This window comes from Mucilaginibacter sp. P2_D11 (assembly GCF_056404435.1).
This window is the reverse complement of sequence record NZ_JBFUEA010000042.1, coordinates 1-2,286: the sequence shown is the minus strand read 5'-3', so window position 1 is coordinate 2,286 and position 2,286 is coordinate 1. Positions and strand designations below refer to the sequence as shown.

The following is a 2,286-nucleotide window of genomic DNA, read 5'->3' as shown; positions in this document are numbered from 1 at the left end:
TACATTTGCAAATAAAGGCGCATAGCATGAGCGGATGACTACGTCTGAGTTCCGTTCCATACCGGTCATCCAGGCTGCATCGCCAAGGGCGGCATTCAAAGTGGTGGTGGGCATGCCTTCTGTTGTTGCCCATTCACCTACAAACACTTTATATCCTTTACGGTCGTAGTTATCGTAATGCGCTRCATCCTCTTCCATTCCCCAGGCATTGCGGTAATAATGCTCGTCTACAATTTGGGGCTTGCGGATGGTAAACTTGCCTCTTCCCCCAAGCCAGTCCTTGCCGCCCATGCTTGCGATACAGCGGAGATTGGGGTATTTGGCTTTAATGCCATCATAAAACTGGGCGTACCGTCCGTCATAACTGCCGGATTCGTCAAACCCGTCTTCGTTACCAATCTCCACATAGCTGAGTTTAAAAGGTGCCGGGTGCCCATCTGCGGCGCGCTTAGCGCCCCAGTACGTGTGTACGTCGCCCGTAACATATTCAATTTCATCCAGCGCATCATCTACGTATGGCTTTAAAAGCGGGCCTGCGTCTACATGGTCGCCGTCGAGCGAATAGCCGGCATAAACAGCAAGCAGCGGTTCCATCTTCAGGTCTTCGCACCATTCTAAAAATTCAAGTAGGCCCATCCCGTCGCTGGGGCGGTAGCCCCATGAGCCGGTATGACCGGGGCGCCCTGCAAGCGGGCCCAAAGTAGTTTTCCAGGGAAACGCATCGTTCAATTTCGGGCCCTCCAGGAAATTACCGCCGGGGAAACGTAAAAAACGGGGTTTCATATCAGCCAATAACTTCATTAAATCTACCCGGTTCCCATTAGGGCGGTTATGATAAGTTGGTGGGAATAATGACACGAGGTTAAAATAATAAACCCCGGTACGGTTTGTCGAGATAACAAAACGGGCATCAGTTGTTGGTTTAACACCGGCGCCGGTTGTTAATTTAAGTTCATATTTTTTCCAGAAGGCGCTTTTTATTAAGTTGATGGTACCTGAAGCATATACCGTTTTGCCGTCATTGCTTTCTATGCTTACGGTTATGGGCCCGGCGGTGTTATCCGCAATTACCGGAAGAGGGGTTGTAGGCTTGGGGTCCCAGGGGCTGAGGGGTATTGGCCCGCTTGCTGCTCCTTTAATATAAAATGAAGCGTTATAAGTCGTATTCGGCAAAACAGGTATGCCCCAATAACCTTCGTTCGCAATGCCGGCCCGGCCGCCGCCGGTATCAACCAGTAACCTTAAACAAGTAGTTAACGCGCCATTAATGGCGTGGTGCCGCTGATCGACGGGTACATTGTTAGGGTTTGGGGCAACTAATTGAATTGTGGCCTTCGCACTACCTTCATTGACCACGCTCCAGGCTTCCGGCGTATTGGGGTTGTCTTTAAATATCCTGTTTCTGATCAGCTCGGCATATAATCCCCCATCGTACGAATGGTTGATCTCTTCGGTCATCAACCCATATAGTTGCGGACTTACATTTGCGCCGGGCTTAGTTAAATCGAGCGTAAGTTTAGGGTTTTGCGCTTTCAAGCTTGTTGCAGTGAACAGGAACAGGCACAAACCTGAAACGGGTAATATTTTTTTCATCATCAAGGTCAATATTATTTATTGTTTTTTTACACTTATTTATAAGGCCAATGGGGCATTTCCATTGAAAATTCCCTCGGGTACAAATCTTACGCGAACGACTACCTTAATTAAATTATTAAGCCCTTATTTATTCCTAATTGAATTTCCACCAGTTGAAATTAAACAAATGCCCCTGGCCTCCTTTAAACACAAAGTACACATCGTGAACACCCTTTGCTTTGTTAACCGCAACAGATTGGGTTCTCCATATTTCCAAACCGCCTGTGTTTTTTACGGATAGAGTGCCGAGTAAGAAACCGTCAGGCCCGTCAATGTGTATCTCTATCATACCTCCATCGGTATTTGCTGCCACATTCGCATAGAATGACTTTGGGCCGCTTTTAAAATCGACGCTTCGTACTTTAATGTAATCACCACTATCTATATCTGTTACGTATATTCCATTAGCGCCTTTTGCGGTACTAACACCCGACTCCCAGGCTATTGTTTCTGCCTCCTGACGAACAAAAGGATCCAGGTTTCTTACTGCTTCGGTCACGCCTTCGGCAGTAGGGGTGATTATAGGAATTGTACCATCAGGTTGATAAGTAAATTGATCAACACAAACCGACCTTGTAAAGCCCCCTCCGCCCGGTAAAGCTTCGTTATGATAAAAAAAGTATGATTTACCATGGTAATCTATCATCCATC

2 protein-coding genes are annotated in these 2,286 nt (G+C 47.0%); both read right to left on the bottom strand.

The features are described from left to right. Window positions 1-1,596, bottom strand: a 1,596-nt coding sequence (locus AC1DXC_RS27215; RefSeq protein ID WP_477462328.1) for an alpha-L-arabinofuranosidase C-terminal domain-containing protein, incomplete at its 3' end; no start/stop codon positions are given. A gap of 133 nt (window positions 1,597-1,729) precedes the next feature. Continuing rightward, window positions 1,730-2,286: carbohydrate-binding protein (locus AC1DXC_RS27210; protein ID WP_477462327.1), on the bottom strand; the 557-nt coding region annotated here is incomplete at its 5' end.